At 40.6% G+C, this 22,061-nt stretch carries 15 protein-coding genes; 8 read left to right on the top strand and 7 right to left on the bottom strand.

The features are described 5' to 3' along the window. The first annotated feature begins 36 nt into the window (after nucleotides 1-36). Nucleotides 37-765, top strand: coding sequence for a 3-keto-disaccharide hydrolase (locus tag B2O97_RS03610; RefSeq protein WP_286766945.1), 729 nt, complete (start codon nucleotides 37-39; stop codon nucleotides 763-765). A gap of 262 nt (nucleotides 766-1,027) precedes the next feature. Next, complete coding sequence (locus B2O97_RS03605; protein ID WP_286766944.1) at nucleotides 1,028-3,211, top strand: S9 family peptidase; 2,184 nt, start codon at nucleotides 1,028-1,030, stop codon at nucleotides 3,209-3,211. Between the two features lie 84 nt (nucleotides 3,212-3,295). Here the strand turns inward: B2O97_RS03605 and B2O97_RS03600 are convergent, their stop codons facing one another. From B2O97_RS03600 to asnB, 3 genes are all read right to left on the bottom strand, one after another. Continuing rightward, complete coding sequence (locus B2O97_RS03600) at nucleotides 3,296-4,261, bottom strand: polysaccharide deacetylase family protein (RefSeq protein ID WP_286766943.1); 966 nt, start codon at nucleotides 4,259-4,261, stop codon at nucleotides 3,296-3,298. After that, the gene (locus B2O97_RS03595) at nucleotides 4,261-5,829 is read right to left on the bottom strand and encodes a M20/M25/M40 family metallo-hydrolase (RefSeq protein WP_112375533.1); all 1,569 of its coding nucleotides are present in this window, start codon (nucleotides 5,827-5,829) and stop codon (nucleotides 4,261-4,263) included. The genes B2O97_RS03600 and B2O97_RS03595 overlap by 1 nt, the downstream gene beginning before the upstream one ends. A gap of 313 nt (nucleotides 5,830-6,142) precedes the next feature. Continuing rightward, the gene (gene asnB / locus B2O97_RS03590) at nucleotides 6,143-7,831 is read right to left on the bottom strand and encodes an asparagine synthase B (protein ID WP_286766942.1); all 1,689 of its coding nucleotides are present in this window, start codon (nucleotides 7,829-7,831) and stop codon (nucleotides 6,143-6,145) included. Between the two features lie 235 nt (nucleotides 7,832-8,066). On the opposite strand from asnB, the gene B2O97_RS03585 reads away from it, so the two are divergent. Together B2O97_RS03585 and B2O97_RS03580 are read left to right on the top strand one after the other, a co-directional pair. Then, nucleotides 8,067-8,642 (top strand): Crp/Fnr family transcriptional regulator, encoded by a 576-nt coding sequence (locus B2O97_RS03585; RefSeq protein ID WP_070562917.1) that lies wholly within the window; start codon nucleotides 8,067-8,069, stop codon nucleotides 8,640-8,642. Between the two features lie 178 nt (nucleotides 8,643-8,820). Then, a complete protein-coding gene (locus B2O97_RS03580; RefSeq protein ID WP_070562920.1) occupies nucleotides 8,821-9,282 on the top strand; it encodes a VOC family protein in 462 nt (153 codons plus the stop codon). Nucleotides 9,283-9,485: 203 nt separating this feature from the next. On the opposite strand, the gene B2O97_RS03575 is transcribed toward B2O97_RS03580, so the two are convergent. From B2O97_RS03575 to B2O97_RS03565, 3 genes are all read right to left on the bottom strand, one after another. After that, nucleotides 9,486-9,821, bottom strand: coding sequence for a HopJ type III effector protein (locus B2O97_RS03575; RefSeq protein WP_070562923.1), 336 nt, complete (start codon nucleotides 9,819-9,821; stop codon nucleotides 9,486-9,488). Nucleotides 9,822-9,899: 78 nt separating this feature from the next. After that, the gene (locus B2O97_RS03570; RefSeq protein WP_201638571.1) at nucleotides 9,900-11,738 is read right to left on the bottom strand and encodes a UbiD family decarboxylase; all 1,839 of its coding nucleotides are present in this window, start codon (nucleotides 11,736-11,738) and stop codon (nucleotides 9,900-9,902) included. A 132-nt stretch (nucleotides 11,739-11,870) separates the two neighbouring features. After that, the gene (locus tag B2O97_RS03565; RefSeq protein WP_286766941.1) at nucleotides 11,871-12,740 is read right to left on the bottom strand and encodes a hypothetical protein; all 870 of its coding nucleotides are present in this window, start codon (nucleotides 12,738-12,740) and stop codon (nucleotides 11,871-11,873) included. A gap of 482 nt (nucleotides 12,741-13,222) precedes the next feature. Between B2O97_RS03565 and B2O97_RS03560 the strand changes: the two genes are divergently transcribed. From B2O97_RS03560 to B2O97_RS03545, 4 genes are all read left to right on the top strand, one after another. Further along, complete coding sequence (locus B2O97_RS03560; protein ID WP_236585989.1) at nucleotides 13,223-14,479, top strand: deoxyribodipyrimidine photo-lyase; 1,257 nt, start codon at nucleotides 13,223-13,225, stop codon at nucleotides 14,477-14,479. 181 nt (nucleotides 14,480-14,660) lie between these two features. After that, nucleotides 14,661-17,402, top strand: a complete 2,742-nt coding sequence (locus B2O97_RS03555) for a 2-oxoglutarate dehydrogenase E1 component (protein ID WP_070562932.1) — start codon at nucleotides 14,661-14,663, stop codon at nucleotides 17,400-17,402. Between the two features lie 63 nt (nucleotides 17,403-17,465). After that, entirely contained in the window at nucleotides 17,466-18,707 is a 1,242-nt protein-coding gene (gene odhB, locus B2O97_RS03550; protein WP_115046705.1) for a 2-oxoglutarate dehydrogenase complex dihydrolipoyllysine-residue succinyltransferase, read from the top strand. A 345-nt stretch (nucleotides 18,708-19,052) separates the two neighbouring features. Beyond that, nucleotides 19,053-20,123: a hypothetical protein gene (locus tag B2O97_RS03545; RefSeq protein ID WP_286766940.1), complete on the top strand. Its 1,071-nt coding sequence runs from the start codon at nucleotides 19,053-19,055 to the stop codon at nucleotides 20,121-20,123. 11 nt (nucleotides 20,124-20,134) lie between these two features. Here the strand turns inward: B2O97_RS03545 and B2O97_RS03540 are convergent, their stop codons facing one another. Next, nucleotides 20,135-22,060 carry an LTA synthase family protein gene (locus B2O97_RS03540; protein ID WP_286766939.1) on the bottom strand — a complete coding sequence of 642 codons (1,926 nt, stop codon included), beginning with the start codon at nucleotides 22,058-22,060 and terminating at the stop codon, nucleotides 20,135-20,137. Between the last annotated feature and the right edge of the window lies 1 nt (nucleotide 22,061).

Genomic DNA, 22,061 nt, shown 5'->3' with positions numbered 1-22,061 from the left:
TTATTTGTATATTTAGCCATACCAAAAACCCAACAGATGAACTTTTTTTTATCATCAGCACTAGCAACAACGCTCTTATTTGGTGCCACAGCACTGCAGGCCCAAACCAATATGAAAGCCAGTGACACGGAATATTATAGTCCTGTCCCTCCTACATTAACGATCGATCATGGTATTCCAAGCGATGCAATTGTCCTTTTTGACGGGAAGGATCTCAGTAAGTGGAAAAGTGAAAAAGGAAAAGCCAATTGGACTGTAGCCAACAACGTACTCGAAGTAAAACCGGGAGCTGGAGCCATTGAGACGAACGAACACTTTAGCGATTTTCAACTGCATGTTGAATGGAAAAGCCCCGAAGTGATCAAAGGTGAAGGCCAAGGAAGAGGAAACAGTGGAATTTTCTTACAGGGGTACTATGAAATCCAGGTATTGGACAACGATAATAACCCCACTTATGTCAATGGCGGAGCGGGTAGTCTTTATAAACAACGGCCGCCATTGGCGCAAGTAATTGCACCAGACAAATGGCATGTATATGATATTATTTATAAGGCTCCTCAATTCAGTAAAGATGGAATATTGACCGCTAAAGGAACAGTAACGGTTTTACATAATGGAGTCGTTGTGCAAAATAACACCCAAATCGACGGTACGACAGAATATATAGGACTACCGAAGCAGATAAGCCATGGCCCAGGCCCAATTATACTACAGGATCATGGTGATTTAGTCCAGTTCAGAAACATCTGGTTACGTAAACTATAGCTAAACAGCAAGAAGTAGAAGACTACAGCAAACAATTTAAGTTAGAAAAGCAACAATTCTGTACTAGGTTTTATAGGGCTATTTCCCTAATTTAGCCCTATAAAATTTAAAAACAAACGGAATGTAATGTGTTCTTTGTGTTACGAATTCCTACCGCAGCAGCTTACAAAGCCTAGCTGAGTAGATCAATCAAGCGCAAATATCCCTTGAAATGGGTTTACTTATGCCGTTGAGTTTAATATTCACACAATATTACAGTTTAATGAAAAGAATTGCGCTATTCTTCTTGTTGGCAAGCTCCATCAGCAGCTATGCACAACGTAACCTCAATTTAGAAGAAACAGTATTTGGACCCCGAACCTATGCTCCAACATCGATTGCCGGAGCATCCTGGGTCCCAAAATCAAACAACCTGTCTTATCTCGATAAATCGTACCAGAACCTATTATCCAAAAGCGCTTCCAGCAACTGGAGCGAAACAAATCTCGCTTCTAAAACAGACCTCGAAAAAGCACTAAAAACGGCTATTCCGAACGAAACATTTAATTTGCGCGTATTTCCTTACGACTACAAATGGCGCGACGGAAATACACTATTACTGCAAGTTGAAGGAAAAGATAAAACCTATACAGTAGCTTACAATATTAAATCAAAAAATATTGAAAGTTTTATCGGTAATGACAACAAGGGAGCGAATCGCGAGATCAGTTCGGATTTTTCAAAAATCGCCTATTTAGTAGACAACAACATCGCAATTGTTGACAAAAACGGCAAAATTACCGCTGTAACCAACGATACAGACAAAGGAATTGTCAATGGAAGCGATTATACACACCGTCAAGAATTTGGCATCAAGAAAGGAATGTGGTGGAACAATCAAAATGACAAACTGCTGTACTACCACAAAGACGAGACGATGGTTGCCAATTATCCGTTACCGCAATGGAGTCCGAAAATTGCGGATATCAAATGGATCAAATACCCCATGACAGGCCAAAAATCAGAAGAAGTTTCTTTGATCGTTTACAATACCACCACTGGTCAAAAGGTAACCCTTCAAACCGGCGAGCATTCAGAGCAATATTTAACCATGGTTACTTGGGATCCTTCTGGTAAATACATCTACGTCGGAGTACTTAACCGTGGGCAAAATGATCTTAAAGTCAACAAATACAATGCAGAAAACGGTTCCTTCGTCAAAACCCTGTTCGAAGAAACTGCGACAACTTGGGTTGAGCCAGAAAACCCATTGACATTTTTACCAAACAAACCGGATCAATTCCTTTATCAATCCGATAAAGATGGCTATAATCAACTTTACCTCTATAACACGGAAGGTAATTTGATCAAAAAATTAGGCTATAAAGACATTGTTATGGAGTCATTGCTTGACTTTTCGGCTGATGGCAACAAAGTAAGTTACACCGGAGTCACCAACAACGGTTTAGATCGCCAATTATTTGAAGTCGATCTAAAATCAGGGAAAACGGTTCAATTAACGAATGAATCCGGCATACACCATGCTGCGCTAAGTGGCGATGGCAAGTACATCTACGATCAATATAGCAATTTAAAAACACCAAATAAAGTTCAGATCAAAGAAGTAAAATCTGCTAAAGAAACAACCTTAGTCAATGCAGAAAATCCTTTTGCCGGAAAAATAAATAATCCTAAAATAGAATTTGTACAGTTGACATCTGCAGATGGAAAATACCCATTGACAGGACGCATCATTTATCCCAACGATTTTGATCCTGCGAAAAAATACCCCGTCATGTACTATTTGTACGGCGGATCACATTCGCAGCTGGTTTCCAACAAATGGCTAGGAGGCGCTGGTTATTTTGACATGTATATGGCCCAACAAGGATATATTGTGTTTACCATGGACAATCGTGGCACAAATTACAGAGGCCGTGATTTCTATACTGCTACGCATCGCAACCTCGGTCAAAATGAAATGGCCGACCAGATGAAAGGAATTGAGTTCCTAAAATCAAAATCTTTTGTTGACCAACAACGCATGGGTATTTTCGGGTGGAGTTTCGGTGGTTTTATGACAACTTCCTTCATGCTCCATCATAACGATATCTTCAAGGCTGCAGTAGCTGGAGGTCCTGTAATCGACTGGAAATTTTATGAGGTGATGTACGGCGAACGCTACATGGACACGCCGCAAGAAAATCCGGAAGGTTATAAATTGACATCGCTCCTCAATAAAGCCGATCAACTGAAAGGAAGACTATTGATTATTCACGGCGCACAAGACCCTGTCGTTGTACAACAAAACAGCATGGAGTTTTTAGAAGCCTGTATTAAAGCCGGAAAGCAAGTAGATTATTTTCTATACCCGACTCATGAACACAATGTAATGGGAAAAGACCGTATTCATATGTACGAAAAAATTGCGGACTACTTCAATCAGCACCTCAAAAATCCGTCATAAACTCAGGAAAACAAGACAACACAAAAAGGGCTATCCAAAAAGATTTGGACTGCCCTTTTTTATGCAATTTAGTACAGGTTAATGTTACTCCTGATCCAGGCCTTCGGATAAACTATACAATGTCCAGTGTTTTGTTTTTATGGCCTGAGATTCTGTCCGAAGCAATCGGATAAAATCCTGCACCCCAACTTCCTCATTCCCATTACCATGAATCAGGACAATACTTCCGTTTTTGGCCTGCTGTCCTTTAGCCAACCAGGCATCCGAGCCTACCGCAATAAGACCATAGGACAATAGCTGCTCAATGATGCGCCGATCGGAAACTAAGCCCGGACAACGAAAAAATACCGAAGGCAGAAGACCGTTTTTCAGCATCAATTTTTCATTCTCCAACACTTCATAACCTAGATTCGTATTTTTGGAAAGCAAAAAATTGGATGTTAAAGGATTACTAGTAAAAACATGGTCATACGTATGATTTACCCAGGTAATCTTTACTCCCTTTGCATCCAATGACTTTAGCCATGCTAGATCTGCGGCGTGATTTAGCATCCATTTACCCGAAACAGAAACGGCCAGTGGCAGGCTGCGATCTATCCCCTTAAATGCAGCGAGAAGATCTTCAAAAATAGCCCTGTCCAAAGGTTTATGTGAAGGACATAGATCAATCGTCAAATTAATACCAGCCTCTTTGGGAAGCCTAAAATTCAGCCCCGCATCCTGTAAGTTGTTTTCAGTTTTTCTGACTAAAGAGAAGCAGCTTTCGTATACCGAACCACTTAGACTTTTTGTAACCTGAGCCGCATCGTTGTACAGAACGCTGACCGATCGATCTCCTACTACACGCGTTTGCAGTGTAGTAGGATCTACCGTTAAATAATATTTTACAGTATTTGTCGCGAAACTACGGATCCCCACCAGAGAATTATTATTTTCACGGAGGATCAACCACTCGGTTCTGTAGTTTTCTAAATTGGCAAATGAAACCTGTCCATTAGAGAGTAGGGCGCACACCAAAAATAGACCAACAAAAATGAGCTGTTTCATCATCAGTTGCCACTCGTTCTTTTAGACTGTAGATTAGTTGGCCATACCGTCGGCTTGCCATCTTTATCAATTGGCAATGTGATCTTATCGCGGGAGACCAAAGCAGGCTCTTCACAGGCAAGGTAAGTCAAAATCGCAACGATAATGGCGTTTTGTTTTACTTCATCAAACACAATCTTATCATAGGTATCCCGATTGGTGTGCCAGGTCACCTTACCATAGTCCCAGGATGTGGAAGAGAGCCCAAAGGCCGGAATTCCTTTTTGAACGAAAGAAGAATGGTCGCTTCCCCCCGTCCCCGGCATACCTGGAAAACTGGTTTGGATTTCATTACGGAACTCTTCAGGCAAATATTGCACCCAGCGGCTTATATATTCGTAAGATTTTTCAAAACCACTGCCCCCTATCCGGACAATTCGCCCTGTGCCGTTATCCTGATTCCATACCACCTGTATATTTTTAGCGATCTCGGGATGATCTTCGACAAAAGCTGAAGAGCCATTCAGCCCCTGCTCCTCACTTCCCCAGTTACCGACCAAAATCGTTCTTTTATTATCCGGGTAAACCTTCCTTAAAATGCGGACAGCCTCCATCATGGTAATTACTCCTGTCGCATTGTCTGTCGCTCCCGAAGCGCCGTCCCACGAATCTAGATGCGCCGAAAGCACAACATACTCGCCCGGTTTTTCCTTTCCCTTGATCTCTGCGATACTATTATAGGTCTTTGATATTCCAAGCTCTTTTGAATTTCCCTGCAGCGAAACCCGAGGTTTGACCCCATGTTCTGCCATGCGGTATAACAGACCGTAATCTTCCAGCCCTACGTTAAATACCGGAATCTGTTTGGACTTCGCATCAAAAATCCGTGTAATACCAGGCAACTCTGTCCAATAGGAATCAATGGCACCAACGGCGCCAGCATTCTCCAAAGCCAAGGGCAATGTCCGACGCGTGCTTCCCGTATAGGACATACTACTCTCCCATTTTTTCAACTGATCATTTTTTAAGGCTTGATATTTTTCATAACCTTTCGGGGAAGCTGACTCCTTCCAGTTGGCATCTGACCGTCCTGAAAGCGGATTCATTCCAATCAATACGATCTTGCCTTTGACTGTCTTAAGCCAAGACTGAAAATCAGACGGGGAACTAAATAAAGGCATTACCACAACCTCGGCTTCAACCCCTTTCTCCTTGGTCACGGGACTGAACGCCAACTGTGTACCTTCCAAAGATTTTATGCGGGGATAGGTCATCGTCACCTGAGAAGTTCCTCGTTCCCACGAACGCCATTCACCATAGGGCTCATTGCGGGCCTGTGCGCCAAGCGCATTATAATTTTTGACAACCCAATCATGCGCCTGTTGCATTTGTGGACTCCCGACAAGACGGGGGCCAATCATATCGACAAGCTCAAACGCATACTTCTCCAATTGTGAATTTGCATTTGCCTCCTGCACAATTGACGAAACCATCGCTTCTTTATTTTGAGCAAAAATAGCTGGAGTGCTCAGCAATAGAAGTGCCAGCCCTAAAGATTTCATTCCACGCTGTTTCATTAAATCTACCTTCATGTATATATCTTTATTTATTGTATAATTCTCCGTTAATACGCTAACGCTACGAGCGCAAACTACATGTTACTATATTCCACTAGCTCTCAAAGAAGCTCCAGAAAAAGACAGTGCTCCGGTCAACCTTAGTTAATTTAGAAACCCAAAGTTTCCTGTGATTGGCTTTTCCGAAAATTACTAAACAATATTTAAAAACACACATTCATTTTTAATCAATTAAATAATATACCCTTATTTAGTTGAAAAAAAAACATAAAAAGCCTGAAAAGAAACTTTCCAGGCTTTACCAAATATAGATATGAGGGTTGATTAGTTACACGGCTTCCACTTTGGATTTTTCGTAGCTCTCTTGGTGAACCGAGGCCACAGCCCGACCCGATGGATCATTCAGATGCTGGAAAGAAGCATCCCAAGCCAAGGCCTCTGGTGTACTGCATGCGACAGATTTTACCGAAGGAACAGTTTGTGCCGCCGCTGTTGAAGGAAAATGGGACTCGAAAATTGTCCGATATAAAAACTCTTCCTTATTTTTCGGTGTGTTTATCGGGAAGCGCGTTGAAGCCTCGGCAAACTCCTGATCAGAAACTTTACTTTCAGCCTGCTCTTTCAAGGTATCGATCCAGCTATAGCCTACACCGTCAGAAAATTGCTCTTTCTGGCGCCATGCGATGCTTTCTGGCAGATAGTCTTCAAATGCCTTACGTACAACCCATTTCTCCATCCTTCCTTCGCGAATCATTTTATCGGAAGGATTGATACGCATCGCAATGTCCATAAATTCTTTATCTAGGAAAGGTACACGCCCTTCAACACCCCATGCTGCAAGTGATTTATTTGCCCGCAGACAGTCGTACAGGTAAAGCTTTTTCAGCTTGCGTACAGTTTCCTCGTGAAATTCCTGTGCATTTGGCGCTTTATGAAAATAAAGATACCCACCAAAGAGTTCGTCTGACCCTTCACCCGACAATACCATTTTAATGCCCATTGATTTGATTACACGAGCTAATAAATACATCGGTGTAGAAGCGCGTACCGTCGTGACGTCATAAGTCTCCAAGTGGTAGATCACGTCACGGATCGCATCCAATCCTTCTTGGATGGTAAAGTTGATCTCGTGGTGTATTGTTCCGATATGATCTGCTGCTTTCTGTGCCGCAATTAAATCCGGTGCTCCCTTCAATCCCACCGCAAATGAATGCAGTTGAGGATACCAGGCATCTTCTTTGTCGTCACTTTCGATACGTTTGGATGCAAACTTCTTCGTTACCGCAGCAATAACCGATGAATCCAATCCACCAGACAGCAGTACACCGTAAGGTACATCTGACATCAATTGACGATGCACCGCATCTTCCAAACCTTTGCGCAAAACAGCGATATCGGTCTCGTTGTCTTTTACAACATCGTAACTTTCCCAATCACGTTGATACCAGCGCTGCGGAGCTTTCCCCGTTTTGCTATACAAGTAATGCCCCGGAGGAAATTGTTCAATCGTCGTACAGAAACCTTCCAGTGATTTTAATTCGGATGCAACGAACAATTGCCCCTGCTCATCTTCACCATAATATAGAGGGATAATTCCCATATGGTCACGTGCGACAAAAAAGGAATCATCACGTGAATCATAGAGTGCAAAACCAAAAATACCATTTAATTCATCCACAAATGAGGGACCTTTCGCTAAATATAATGCCAACACAACTTCAGAGTCACTTTGTGTCGAGAACTCATAATCAGGAAGGCTATTTCTTAATTCATGGTGGTTATAGATCTCGCCATTAACTGCTAGTACAACTTTACCGTCCGGACTGTACAATGGTTGACTTCCAGATTTAGGGTCAACAATAGCTAACCGCTCGTGTGCCAATAAAGCTTTCTCACCGGTGAATATACCCGACCAATCCGGACCACGGTGGCGAATACGTTTTGACATTTCTAATACTTGAGATCTCAATGAGCTTGCAGGTTGCTTTAATTCAAAAGCGCCAATAATTCCACACATATTATGAAAATTTTAAATATTTCGTTTTTACATTATGTTATTGATACAAAGTAAAACAATTAAAAACTAAATTCATAATAATTTTTAATATTTATTATATTTTTATCAAAAATACTTTTCAAAACAAACAAAATTATCAACGAAACACTTATTTGTTTACAATAATCACACAATCTATTAACAATTGATCTGCAGATTAATCGTTAAATTAACTTCGTAATCAAATAACCAGGACATGGATCTAATTAGAACCTTCTATAGTGAGCTTGCACTAACTCCTCAGGAATTAACTGCAATTACAGAAAAACATGAAGCCATAACCGTCAAAAAGGGCGATTTTATATTGACCAAAGGACAGGTTTCAAATGCTTATTACTTGATTGAGTATGGACTTACACGCTCCTTTTTACACGATTATGAAGGCAATGAAGTTACCATAAGCTTCTGTACGGACAATGATGTTGTCATTGAAGTCGCCTCTTTTTTTCAACGCCATCCAACGGTGGAAAATATCCAGGCACTCATGGAAACCCGTCTCTGGAAAATAAAGTTTGAAGATTTTCAGGAACTTTTTCATCAGATTCCTGAATTTAGGGAATGGGGGCGTTCTTGGATGGCCAAGGAACTTGTTCACAGTAAAAATAGGGCTATTGCCATGATTACCGAGCCTGCTACTACCCGCTATTTGCGCTTGATAAAAGAAAAACCAATATTGATACAGCAGGCACCACTCAAGCATATTGCTTCCTACCTGGGCATCACCGACACTTCCCTAAGCCGCATCCGGAAAGAAATTGTCCACGGAAATTAAACCGTGGTAACGCCCAAAGGACTACTTTTTTAAATCTTGCCTTAAGGCAAGATTTTTAAGAAAACTTCAGCTTAATTTTACCAATGTGCTTCCAAGCTATTTATTTATAGTCTTATAGGAAGGAAAAATTGAGAAAAGAGTTAAAAGAAGTAATCATTATATTCAAAAATTAGAAATCATGGCAAAATTACACGCTTATCTAAATTTCGACGGAAACTGTGAAGAAGCATTCAACTTTTATGAAAAAGTCTTCAATACAAAAAATCCTGGCTTCATGCGTTATGGAGATATCCCTGCCGACCCACAGATGCCACCTGTTCCAGACGAAGCAAAAAACAAAATCTGTCATACAGCAATTTCGATCAACGGCGATAGTATGCTGATGGGAGCTGATGTTGTTCCTGCTTTTGGACAACAATATATCCAAGGAAACAACAGCTATGTCATGCTGATGTGCGAAAGCACCACCGAAGCGAAAGCTTTGTACGATGCACTGAGCACCAATGCAAAGGTCGTTGAAATGCCACTTGGCGAAACATTTTTTGCCGAACTATACAGCGCTTTTCAGGATCAATTCGGTATCTGCTGGATGGTTTATTTTGGTGGGAACAAAGACCAGGATTGCGAAAGTAATGCTTAAGCCAACCGCTTAGCTGACAAAATAGTTGAAAAAGAGAGGGCAGTAATCTATTGTTACTGCCCTCTCTATTCCCGTGGTTTCGTTATCGTGTAGCACCTATGCTACCCTGTGGAATGGCCATTTCAATTTTGTCTTTTCAAAACTGCCACAACAAGATGTTTTCCTGTGCATCTCAGGTTTTTACCGCTACTAGGTTAAATTTATTATTTTTTCACCAGTACTTCTTCCTCAAACAGGATCCCATCCCAGCCATTTGTCCTAAATTGACGAATGTTCTGATGTCCCTCTCCCTCAGGATTATCGAGTACATTCTGATAATGCTCGGCAAAAAGGCGCAAGGTATCCTCCTGCGAAAGACCATTCAACTGTGCAAAATAGAAAACTTTTGCGCTGCCTTGATTTTCTTCTTTCGAATTTTTCAACGTCCCATTCTGAAATGCACTGGGACTATAGCTGTAATGATCGGCAATATGAGCCAATACTTCCTGAAACTGTAATTCGCTTCCTTTTGATTTAATCAATAATTCTGCTGTATTCATCTTGATGTTATACCTTTTAAAATCTATTCTAATTTAATTTCTCAACCATAAACCTGAATGAACAGGCATTAAGCGCTCTTAAATAACTCCATGCAGCGAGCCTCCCTTTGCAGCAAGCTGATCCACACGTCTTTCCACCGCTTCATCTTTAATCAAAGCCGGGGCATGGTGGGGTTTTGTTCGCGCATCAATAATCAGAGGACCTTCACAACCCCAATGTTTAAATGCTGTAAAACTATTTATTCCATAAATATCATACGCAGGATTACTCCGGGTAAACGTTGTCCAAACAAAGTTATTGACAGTAGCAGCGGTAAAGTTAGCATCATCGCATAAAACGATCAATGGAAAACCTTCCCAGGAGCTTGCAGCGGCAGCGCGACACCATTCCGCCATAATTTTCGATTCATGCTCGTATGTGGAGAATGCCTGTCCATCTATCGCAATAACACCAGGTATGACAAATTTTGCCTGATTAAAAGGTCGTGGCAGCTCAAAATTGGCTGGCAATTCACGGCCCAATGTTCTTTTCTTTGTACCAGCGGCAGCAAAAACCACCTTTGAACCGGCATTTAATCCATCGCCGGAATAATCTAAGGTATCAATAGTCGTATTGGTCTGAAAATGAACATCTCGAGTAAGGTCTATGCGTTCAAGGATATGCCCCAAAAAAGCCGGAATATCATAAATATCCAATTGCGGATTATCTTCATGTGCTGAAATAAACAAATATTTAGCAAGGCTGAGCTGATTTTTACCCAGTATCTGATTGGCTATTGTTAAAATTTCCTGCGGTCGATCGACACGCTGATAAGGCGTATACCGTTCAGACCCTATTGCAAAAAGCAAGGGATGTACACCAGCCGCATCAACAGCATTAACGGCATGGAGACCCGAAATCTCCTTTGGAATAGCCGCACCCGTAATTTCATGGATTAAAGCACCAAAGCTAGTATCTTCCTGCGGGGGTCGCCCCACAACCGTAAAAGACCAAATTGGATTTTTCTTGTGGTACACATTATGCACCTTCATCAAGGGAAACGGGTGAGTTAAACTATAGTATCCGATATGGTCCCCAAAAGGACCTTCCGGTTTATTTTCGTTGGGATAAATGGTACCTGTAATAACAAAGTCCGCATCCGCAGAGATACAAAAGCCTTCATCATCATAAAAATAGCGAAATCTTCTATTTCCCAATGCTCCGGCAAAGATCATCTCAGAGAGTCCTTCCGGTAGCGGCATTACAGCAGACAAGGGATGTGCTGGCGGTCCGCCGACAAAAATACTCACCTTTAAAGGTTTACCGAGCGCATTTGCCTTAGTTTGATGGATTCCGATACCACGATGCAACTGATAATGTAAACCAATCTCCTGATCAGGCAGATAATCATTCCCAGAAAGCTGAATCCGATACATCCCCAGATTGGCCTGCATAATACCGGGTTTGGCAACATCTTCTGTATATACCTGCGGCATCGTCACAAAAGCACCGCCGTCCATTGGCCAGTTGACGATCTGCGGAAGTTTACTAATTGATGTTTTACCATGAAGTATGGGAGCCCCCGATTTTTTTTTCCAGGGTAAAGCCCCAAGGGCTGTCATCGAGGAACCAATATATTGAAAAGGATTTTTAAGTACTGCAGCAGGATTCATCTTAACATCCACCAATTTCTTCAGGTGGTCTAACGAATCCCGGAACATAAACTTCGAGCGTTCCAGCGTTCCAAACAAATTAGATACAGCCGGAAATTCCGAACCTTTGATATTTTCAAAAAATAAGGCGGGCCCTTCAACATCAAACACCCGCATATGGATGGCGGCCATTTCCAAATAGGGATCGACCTCTTCTTTGATCCGGATTAAATGACCATGTTTTTCAAGATCCGCAACACATGCTTCTAAACTATTGTATCCCATATATTAAATCTGCTTCAACATGTTAATCCACAAATTTAACAGAATAATTTATTAAACAGGATATAAAGAAAAAACCTTTAGCGATCTTGGATCCCGCTCTCTTATCATCAGTATAACAACCTCAACCATTACCTAGGTATCCATGCAGACATAGGATTTCAAGGGCGTAAATTCAAATGCCTGTACGCGCTGCCAAGTTGAATTATCTACATTTTTCTCATAATAAAGTACTCGCCTAAATTCATCAATATCTTCTTTATTGATATCATTCAACCTTGTCAACAAGAGCTTAGCAAAGAATTTATTGACGCCTATTTCTCTCTTTTGGCCTTCGGAAGTGCACTTCAGGAAATGGTAAAATAAGCCTCTAAATGTCATTTCCTCATTGCCACCGAAGTAAATAACTTCTGATATAAAATTATTTTCCCAAGGCATTTCTCGTAGCCAGCGGTAAACATCGAGCAAAGGCAGGGGGCGAAACTTCAGGGAAGCCACCCAGTTCCAATAAAATATGGTCTGCCGTTTGGCAAGTTTCGCAAATATGCGGTTCAAGACACTCTCCTTCCCGATGACGCTACTTTTAATCACAATGGTATATTGGACGCGTAAATTTTCCAGCAGATCGCGCACAGGCTCCAAAAAATGTTCATCCATTAGCCTCGCGACATAAATGACGCGGTTATTTCCGGCACGTCTACAAATTTCCACGAAATTGCGCAGACCAAGCAATTCAAGCTGAAGCTGTATATCATTGTCAAGTGAGGGAACCTGCGTAAAATAAATTCCAAAATTGAGTTCAGCAATCTGAAAATTCTCAAAAGCTTCCCCTTTTCGCAACAGGTCCAATTCAAAAAGCTTTGCCGTCACCTTTTCCTTTACTATTTTATTAAAAAGGGATAAGTTGCGCACTAATCCAGTCACATCAAAATCTTTGGATTGCAAATAACAGGATGCCCGTCGTCCCAAATAGGTATTTAGCCCGCTGATTAAAACCTTTTTCATTCGAATTCTCTATATTTTTGGCTTTGAAACTACCACGATTTAATGATTCGTTCTTACGATCGTGAGCCATTAAATAGGATCGTTCCTTCCTAGTACGCTGAATTTATATATTACCCTTTTATTCGCTAAAACGAATAAAATCCCTAGGACGGTTCCATTGGTGATGCAGCAATCTTTTCCATGTTTTTCTTACGCTTTTAGTATGTTACTCGGATTGTTTCAAGAGTAACGGAAATAACTTACAAATATCATAATTCCCTGATTTTAGAACAGAGAAACATCAAATAAGTTTAACACTATTTTTATTTTTTCCTAACCAAAATAGCGTAAACCATCCAAACAAGTACCGCCATTGTCCTTTTTTTGTCAATTCGCGCATAAATACTTTCAAGAACACAATATCCTTATATATTTGTAAATCTTCTGAAAATAGGCTGCACTAAAAAGTATTTATCTTCACCTCTATGGACAAAAGGGCTACAATGATCTGGTTTCGAAATGATTTAAGACTTCATGACAATGAAGTATTTTATCAAGCTTCTGAAAAAAGTTCATTCATCATCCCGGTATACTGTTTTGACCCCCGATATTTCGACCGCAATCAATTTGGCACTTTAAACACAGGTGTTCTGCGAGCGGCCTTTGTCATTGAAGCCGTGACCGCTTTAAAAGAAAAATTAAAGAGTCATGGTAGCGACTTGTTGACTTATATTGGCAAACCTGAAGATATTATCCCAAGAATAGCACAAAAATACCAAGTCAACGAAGTTTATCATCACCGCGAGGTGGCACTTCGGGAAACTTCTATTTCGGAAAAAGTAGAAAGTGAGCTTTGGAGCAGCAAAATAAATTTGCGCCATTTCATCGGTCACACCCTCTACCATAAGGAAGATCTTCCTTTCCCTATTAAAGACATACCCAATGGTTTTTCCATTTTCAAGAAAAAAGTAGAGCGGGAAAGTCTGGTGAGGCAACCCATCCCATTTCCGACCAATTTCCTTACGCCGCCCCATCTTGAGGACACCAAAATTCCTTCATTAAAAGATTTGGGCTATTCAGAAGAGGAGATCAAATCTGTTGATGACATCTATATTCTCGGTGGCGAAGACACTGCGCTTAGTATTATGCATGCGCTATTGTCAACCTTTCCGGAGACAGAACAGGACCCTTTGATTCTAGGGCCTTTTATAGCGTCAGGGGCCTTGTCGCCTATTTTACTCTATAACAATATCAAAAAACTTGGTGAAGGTAAGAAAGACAAACGATTTGAAAAGATTGTCGACATTCTGCTCTGGCGCGATTATTTTAGGTTTATGCTTAAAAAATATCCGAATATATTCTTTAAGCCACAAGGCACTAAAAACAGCTCCCCTCAGGATCATCCGACCTTAGACGGGAATGAAGAATTATTTGAAAAATGGAAATCGGGCCACACGGAACATGATTTTATAAACAGTGTGATGATCCAGTTACAGAAGACCGGCTATATCCCTTATCAAGCACGCTTAATCGCAGCCAGCTATTTAGTTCATGAGTACCAGGTCAACTGGCTTCGTGGCGCTTCCTGGTACGAGGAGCACCTATTAGACTATTCTCCGGCAACTGTTTACGGACAGTGGTCTCATATTGCCGGAGTTGGGACAAGCGAAAAAGACAATAAAGCGCTGGACTGGCAAAAATTGATCAAAACTCATTTCCCAAATGGACTTCCAAAATTGGACGAAATACTTGTTAAATAAATCTTCGGCAGAAATAAATAATTCCAATAGAAAATAAATTTGTAGGACGCTGGAAGCCCTTTTTAAATCATGCTAAAAATGTTAAGAATTGGATAGGTTTATTGATTAAATTATTCAATTTCAGTATTAGAAACTCTTTTTTTATTCATAACTTTGACAAATTTCATAGTTTTAATTGTAAATGGACAATCTGACATATTTGAGTAATGCTGATTCGGCTTATGTCGATGGCTTATATCAATCGTACAAGCAAGATCCCCAATCGGTAGATTTCGGATGGCAAAAATTCTTTGAAGGTTTTGATTTCGGTCAAAATGCTGGCGGAACAACAAGTTCAGTAGGCGAGGCTACTCCCGAGCACGTATTGAAAGAAATCAATGTGCTGAACATGATCAATGGCTACCGCGACCGTGGCCACCTATTCACACACACTAACCCTGTTCGTGAGAGACGTAAATACTATCCTGGCAAGGAATTAGAAACGTTTGGTCTTGCTGAAGCAGACATGAACACCGTTTTTAATGCAGGTGTTGAAGTCGGTTTAGGTCCAGCAACATTAAAAGACATCCGTCAATTGGTGGAGGATACTTACTGCCGTTCTATTGGTGCAGAATTCAAATATATCCGTAACCCAGAAAAAATTAAATGGTTACAGGACCGTATGGAAGCGGACCGTAACATGCCAAAATTCTCGTTGGACACAAAAAAGAGAATTTTAAACAAATTAAACCACGCCGTTGTATTCGAAAACTTTTTAGGCACTAAGTTTTTAGGTCAAAAACGTTTCTCATTGGAAGGCGCAGAAAGTTTAATCCCAGCATTAGATTCAGTCATTGAAAAAGGTGCAGAAATCGGTATCCAGGAATTTGTTATCGGTATGGCTCACCGTGGCCGTCTGAATGTATTGACTAATATCATGGGTAAATCTTACAAATCAGTATTCTCTGAATTTGAAGGTAAGACTTACGCTGATGATCCTGAAGTAAACTTTGGTGGTGACGTAAAATACCATTTGGGCTTTTCATCTGAGGTCAAAACAAACGATGGCAAATCTGTCCACTTAAGTTTGGCTCCGAACCCTTCGCATTTGGAAACTGTAGATCCAATCGTTGAAGGTATGGTCCGTTCTAAGATTGATTTCAAATACGAAGGCGACTCTTCTAAAATTGCACCGATCATCATTCACGGTGACGCAGCAATTGCTGGACAAGGTGTAGTCTACGAAGTAACCCAAATGTCCAAACTCGATGGTTACAAAACTGGCGGTACGGTACATATTGTCATCAACAACCAGATTGGATTTACAACGAACTACAAGGATGCGCGTTCTGGAACATACTGTACAGACGTAGCAAAAATCACTTCTTCACCTGTGTTCCATGTGAACGGTGATGATGCTGAAGCGGTAGTTTATGCGATTAATTTAGCGGTTGAATACCGTCAAAAATATAAAACAGACGTATTTATCGATCTGTTATGTTATAGAAGATTTGGACACAATGAGGCTGATGAACCAAAATTCACGCAACCATTGTTGTATAAAATCATCGAAAAACATCCGAACCCGAAAGAAGTTTACGCTAAAAAATTAATTACTGAAGGAAGTATTGACGAGGCGTATTCTAAAAATATCGAGAAAGAATTTAAAGCTGAATTGCAAACTAAATTTGAGGAATCTAAAACAGTTGAGGTATTGACTGAAGAGATCCCGATGTTTAAAGGTGCATGGGAAGGATTGCGTCCTGCTAAAAAAGGTGAAGTATTAACAACTTCAGATAAAACGAAAGTTGCAAAAGATCTATTCTTAAAATTAGCGAAAGAAATCACAACCTTACCTTCGGACAAAAAATTCTTCCGTAAGATTACACGTTTGTTTGAAGATCGTGCCAAAATGATCACTGCTGATTCATACGATTGGGCAATGGGCGAATTGATGGCCTACGCGACATTATTGGATCAAGGTAACCGTGTACGTATCTCGGGTCAGGATGTACAACGTGGAACATTCTCACACCGTCATGCGGTATTGACGCTTGAAGATTCGGAAGAGAAATATGTTCCTTTAGCCAATATTAAAGGTGGCGATAAATTCTCTATCTACAATTCGTTACTTTCAGAATATGCTGTTTTGGGTTTTGAATATGGTTATGCATCTTCTAATCCAAATTCGTTGACAATCTGGGAAGCTCAATTCGGAGATTTCTATAACGGTGCTCAAATTATCGTTGATCAATATTTATCGAGTGCAGAGACAAAATGGAAACGTTCTAACGGTTTAGTTATGATGCTTCCTCATGGTATGGAAGGTCAAGGTCCTGAGCACTCTTCAGCACGTATCGAAAGATTCTTAGAGTTATGTGCAGATGAGAATATGATCTTAGCAAACTGTACTACTCCGGCTAACTATTTCCACTTGTTGCGTCGTCAACTTGTACGTGAGTTCCGTAAACCATTGGTTGTATTTACGCCAAAATCATTGTTGCGCCACCCTAAAGTGGTATCACCGTTGAAAGATTTTACAGAAGCTGCTTTCCAAGAGGTAATTGATGATGCAAATGTTGCGGCGAAAGACGTTAAACGCGTGTTATTCTGTTCGGGTAAAGTTTACTACGACTTATTAGAAAAACAAGAAACGGACAAACGCAAAGATATCGCTATCGTGAGATTGGAACAATTATTCCCAATTCCTACAGAGCAATTGAAAGCGATCCGTAAAAAATACAACAAGGCAAAAGAATTTGTTTGGGTTCAGGAAGAAAATGAGAACATGGGAGCATGGTCTTACTACTGCCGTAAACTAATGGGTACTGAGATTGCATTTACAGGTTTTGTTGCCCGTAAAGAAAGTGGAAGTACAGCTACGGGTTACATGAAACAACATGTTGCACAACAAGCAGAAATCTTAAATAAATCATTCGAATAAAAACAATTTAAAATCAATTGCGTCTTATCTATAGGACGCAATTGTCAATAAAGAACATTATATATGAGCTTAGAAATTAAAGTACCAACCGTAGGTGAATCAATCACGGAGGTAACCTTATCACAATGGTTGAAACAAGATGGCGATTATGTGGAGATGGATGAAAACATCGCCGAACTGGAATCAGACAAAGCAACGTTTGAATTACCAGCTGAGAAAGCGGGTATCTTAAGAATCATTGCACAAGAAGGTGATACTTTAGAAATCGGTGCCGTTGTTTGTACAATTGAAGAAGGCGCTGCTCCTGCCGGTGGTTCAGCTCCAGCTGCTGCCCCTGCTGCAGAAGCGTCAAATGCAGCTCCAGTTGCGGCTGCCGCTGCAAAAGATGAAGATCCAGATAGCTATGCTGCTGGTACAGCTTCTCCTGCTGCTGCAAAAATCTTAAGAGAAAAAGGAATTGATCCTTCTACAATAAAAGGAACAGGTAAAGAAGGTCGCATCACAAAAGAAGATGCCGAAAAAGCTCAACCTGTCGCTAAAGCTGCTGCACCAGCAGCAAAACCTGCCGCTGCTCCTGCTGCGACAGTTGCTCCGGTAGCGGGTGCAAGAAACGAACGTCGTGAGAAATTATCTTCATTACGTAAAACAATCGCGAAACGCTTAGTTGCCGTTAAAAACGAAACGGCTATGTTGACAACATTCAATGAAGTCAATATGCAGCCGATCATGGATCTTCGTGCTAAATATAAAGATACCTTTAAAGAGAAATTTGGAATCGGTCTTGGCTTCATGTCATTCTTTACAAAAGCTGTAACAACTGCATTAGCTGAATGGCCTGCCGTAAATGCACGTATCGAAGATAACGAGATTGTATATTCTGATTTCGCAGATATTTCAATCGCGGTTTCTGCCCCTAAAGGTTTAGTTGTTCCGATTATCCGTAACGCTGATGCAATGTCATTGGAACAAATCGAGAAAGCAATCGCTGCACTTGCCGTTAAAGCACGTGACAACAAATTAACGATTGACGAGATGACCGGTGGTACATTTACAATTACCAACGGTGGTGTATTCGGATCAATGATGTCTACGCCAATCATCAATGCTCCACAATCCGCAATCTTGGGTATGCACAACATTATCCAACGTCCTATTGCTGAAAATGGTCAGGTGGTAATCCGTCCAATGATGTATATCGCACTTTCTTATGATCACCGCATCATCGATGGCCGTGAATCAGTAAGCTTCTTGGTTCGTGTAAAACAATTATTAGAAGATCCAGCTCGTTTATTGTTGGGTGTTTAAACCTCAATAAAATTGGAAATATAAAAGACCTATGCTTTGCGGCATGGGTCTTTTTTTTCTGAAAGAGTCTCCTATTATTGGCCAGAAATAACCTTCAGTTCGCTTCCATTGCTGTGGGTGCCTGCGAAATCATGAAGTTTTTTATTGACATCGGAATAGAAGCAATATACTTGACAAATATGAATCGGAGATAGACGAATATAAATCGCCTTTTTAATTTCTCCTTTTTAATTTTTACTTTCATCTTGTTAAAGATCAAGCATATCCTAATATACAACCGACACTGTCATTTAAAGGCCGGCATACGAATATGAAACTTGATGTTAAGCAAACAATATCAAGCAAATGAAGTATAAAATTCTACTAACAACTGTATATCTATTACTCGCTGTAATGACATTGTTTGCCAACATGGCAAATCCAATGAGCCCCCATAGCATAACAGGACAGCTTGTTCCTGCCGCAAAGCTGAAAGTTACCAATGAGCGTATTGACATTCATCTTTTGGCAGACACTGCTGATTATAATTCGGACTATCGCAGTCACTTCAGCATTGACTATAACATCCATGCAGAAGAGGCTATCGAATTACCACTGGTATTTCTCGCTTTAAATATGGACGGATTGGATCGCATCCTTGTCAATCAGAACGAAATTGAAGGAAAAAAAATGGATCAGCCCGGTTCAAAATTTCCCTTTTTACGTTTAAAGGATGGCTATTATGAAATCAGCTACGACAGCGATGAATGGAAAAGTATTTCGCTGAATGATGCATTTCATTTTACCGCTAAGCTTCACAAAGGTGATAACAGCATTCAGGTTCAATACAGCGCTTATATGGGCTATGACCGACGGGATATTCGGACCAGATACCAAATTGACTACCTCCTATTCCCTTCCAGGTACTGGTCGTCTTTTGGCCCGATTGAACTGTATCTGCACCTCGACGGGAAGATGGATGTACTTACACAGGATCTGGGAACAGCCAAATTACAAACAGATTCCATTGTTCACTGGAGAATTGATCAGGTAGAAAAGAAAGAGAGTTTTCATATTGAAGTTGGCTTAAAAACCTCCATGTTAGCACAAGCAATTCTTTGGGTACATCCCGAGCTGCTCGCCCTGATCGGGTCAATATGCCTGCTCTGCCTGCATATCCGCTGTATTTATCTAAAATACAAAACTGGCCGATACCGCTATGCACTCCTACTTGGAAATCTAATCATTCCAAGCTCTTTCTACTTCTTCATCTGGTTTTGGTCCAGTCTGGCCAACTATCTTGTCAATGGAGTCTTTGACGAAAAGTCCCGCGGTTTTATCCTGTTGGTCATCTTCACCTTACCCCTGATCTACCTCGTCTATGATTTGATTTTGTTTATTATCGATAGAAGCATTCGCGCTAAATTGAACAGGTAGAAAACCGGCTGTTATTTTTTATAGGTCAGCTTGTTTTCAATCATACGATTGTTATATTGCTGGATAAAAGCTTTCATCTTGGTCTCCATCGTATCCAATACCGTCGGATGTTGTTTTAACAGATCCTGTTTCATCAAGCGGTCCTTCTTAAGATCATAAAATGAAGTCACTTTCAGTCCATCATAAGACATCATATAATCTTTATAGTAGAGATTATAGCTTCCTGAGTTATTATTAAGCACAAAATTATCCTTACCCGGTTTGAAGGCATCTGAACCAAATGCGAAATAAGGCTCATCATAGTGCAGATAATTCAAAATAGTAGGCATAATATCTATTTGCTGTACCAGTTTATCCGCTTTGCCAACTAGATTATCACCGGGTGCATAAAATATAATAGGGATTTGGAAGCCCCCTGCTGCCGTTTGATATTCCGGCAGGTAGCTTACAGTACCGTGGTCTGCACAGATAACAAATACGGTATTCTTGTACCAGGGCATTTTCGATGCTGTTGCAAAAAATTCACGCAGCGCATTATCGGTATATCCAATGGGTTCCTGTACGGGCAAAGGTCCTTTAGGAAATTTCCCCTGATACTTTTCAGGTACCTTAAATGGGTGATGCGAAGATAAAGAGAAGAAACTAGCGAAAAATGGCTGATGAAACGTGTTGATCTTGTTCGCTACAAATTGCAAAAACGGTTCATCCCAGATTCCCCATATACCATCAAAGTCAGCGTCATTGTTATATTCGTTTTTACCAAAATAATGCTGGATACCCGCCAGTTTCATATAAGCGGAGAAGCCCATGCTGCCATTGGGTGCTCCGTGGAAAAAAGCAGTCTCATATCCCTTTTTCCCTAAAAGCTTCGCTAAGCTTGTGGTTTCATTTCCAGAATATATCGAAAGCACAAAAGGCTCACCAATGGAAGGAATGCCGGTAATGACTGATGGTAAAGCATCAATTGATTTACGGCCATTGGCATAAGTATCTGTAAATGTGTAAGCATTGCGGATTAATGAATCCAAAAAAGGCGTATAACCTTTGTATTTTCCATCTTGGATATCTTTATTCAACTCACCAAAATGTTCTTTTGCAAAACTCTCTAAAATCAGAACGACGACATTTTTCTTCGCAAAGGGCTGGTCTGATTGCGGTACATGAATAGGATTGTATAACTGTTCAAGCTCTTGTTCGGAATAATAATGGACAGGTTTAAGATTAACAGCCTTCAATGTTTTCAATATACTAAATGGCGTATTCAGCACAATATTCATTTCTTCCGGTGTCTCCACATAATCACCCGCATTGCTCAATGTAATGGGACGGGTACTATGGGCCCAACCGCCACGCACACCACCTATGAAAAGAAAAGCAGTCAGTAAAAATAAAGGCAATTGGATCAAAAATGACTTCCAGCTATATTTCGTAGTCCTTTCAATCTGAATAAGCTTATACGATTTAATCAAACCATACACAACCAGTACCAACACTATAATGAGATACCAATAATCCAAACAGAAATCAAAAGCCAGCTTCAACAGGTTGGATTCATTGGAAAATTGGTCAATTACCGTTCCTGTCGTCCTTTTTAGGGTAAATGGATAGTAGGCAAAATCAATCAGATTTAACGCTATACCAATTGAATTGGTCACGACAAAGATCCATTTTGCAACTTTTTGATAGATTTTATTCGATTTAAACGGACCTGGAACAGTCAGCATCACAATATAAAGAATATTAAAATACAGCAGGGCTACAATGTCGAATCGTACACCACCCGCAAACATCACCAAGAGCTTACCTGCATCGACATGGGGAAATAAGGAAGCATTGACGCCATAAAACCCCAATCGCAATAACGCATAGATGACCAAAAGAAAGATAAAACGAATTGCGACAGCAAAATAAGGTGCAAATACTCCTCTTAATTTCATA

It is taken from the genome of Sphingobacterium sp. UBA865, assembly GCF_002295765.1.
Taxonomy (GTDB): domain Bacteria; phylum Bacteroidota; class Bacteroidia; order Sphingobacteriales; family Sphingobacteriaceae; genus Sphingobacterium; species Sphingobacterium multivorum.
The sequence above is the reverse complement of the archived record's forward strand: the minus strand, read 5'-3'. Positions and strand labels throughout refer to the sequence as shown.